Below are 1,290 nucleotides of genomic sequence, written 5' to 3'. Positions count from 1 at the left end.
CACCGCGACCGGCCCGCTGCCCTTCGCGAACGCCTCGACGACCCGCGCCAGCTCGGCCTCGCTCGACACCACCGGCGGCACGCCCTCGCGCGGCTCCAGCAGCGGCTGCGCCACCGGCGCGCCTCCCGCGCCCGGGTCGGCGGCCTCGCCGGACCCGTCCCCGCCGGACCCGGCCGGGGGGCCGGTCGCCACGCCGGCGGCCCCGGCGGCTCCCGCCGCCACGGCCGCTCCGGCGGACCCGACGGCCGCGGCGGAACCCGCGGCTCCGGCGATATGGTCGCGCGGCTGCTCGGCCTCGTGCGCGCGTGCGGATTCGGTCGTGCCCGTCCGCGCGGCGGTCGGCGGTGTCTCGGACGCTCCCACGGTCTCGGTGTTCTCCCCGGCGGTCTCGGTGCCCGGCGCTGTGCTTCCCACGCCCCTACCGTACGTCGCTCAGCGGCCCGTGCCGCCGGTGCCGTCCGGCAGCGCGGTGACGCCGGTCGGCGGCAGGCCCGCGGCGGCGATCATGACCTCGCACCACGCGGCCACGTGCCCGGCCATGTCGATGCCCGAACCGGAGTCGGTCGGGGACCAGGACGCGCGCAGCTCCAGCTCGGTCGCGGACGGCTCGTCGCTCTTGTCGCCGAAGCTCTCCGACACCGCGCGGGTGATCGTCCCGGACACGGCGGTGAACCCGGCGGGCTCCAGCGCCTCCAGCAGCCAGCTCCACGCGACCGAGCCGATCAGCTCGTCGGCGGCGAACTCCGGCTCCAGGTCGGCGCGGACGTAGGCGACGACGCGGAAGCCGCCGGCCCAGCCGTCCCGGCCGGCCGGGTCGTACAGCACGATCAGCCGTCCGGACGCGACCTCGGTGTCGTCGTCGCGGTAGACCGATCCGGACAGCGCGGCCGCGTAGGGCGCCAGGCGCTGCGGGGCGGGCATGTCCTCGAGGTCGAGCTCGGGGCGCGGCGAGGGGGCGTCCAGGACGGCGCGCAGGGCGTCGCGGACGCGCTGGAACGCGGGCGGAACGGGCTCGGCGGACGCTTCGCGGTCGCGGGTCACGGGCACACCGGGGGGCCCGCCGGTCGCGGTGAGCGGCGGGGAGAGCGGGGTTGGGGGCACAGCACAGGTCTCGTCTTCGGGGCGTCGGGGATCAGGCCACGGCCCGCACGCGGGCGGGTTCCGCTCGGCCCGGGTCGCCGGACGCGGGTCGGGAGGGGGTGGAGGCGGGGGCGGAGGCTCGGGTGGAGCCGGGGACGCGGACGTCCCGGCCGCCGGGCGCGCCGGCGCCGACTCGCTGCTGGCCGCGAT

General features: G+C 78.9%; 1 protein-coding gene and 1 pseudogene. Both read right to left on the bottom strand.

Annotated elements, in window-relative coordinates:
* A pseudogene (locus AB0J52_RS41120) lies at positions 1–414 on the bottom strand (hypothetical protein); the annotation flags it as partial.
* An 18-nt stretch (positions 415–432) separates the two neighbouring features.
* Positions 433–1,041: a DUF3000 domain-containing protein gene (locus tag AB0J52_RS41115; RefSeq protein WP_500188676.1), complete on the bottom strand. Its 609-nt coding sequence runs from the start codon at positions 1,039–1,041 to the stop codon at positions 433–435.
* Positions 1,042–1,290: the final 249 nt, after the last annotated feature.

It is taken from the genome of Spirillospora sp. NPDC049652 (genome assembly GCF_040675125.1).
In the GTDB taxonomy this organism is placed as follows: Bacteria; Actinomycetota; Actinomycetes; order Streptosporangiales; family Streptosporangiaceae; genus Spirillospora.
This window is presented reverse-complemented; position numbering and strand designations above follow the sequence as displayed.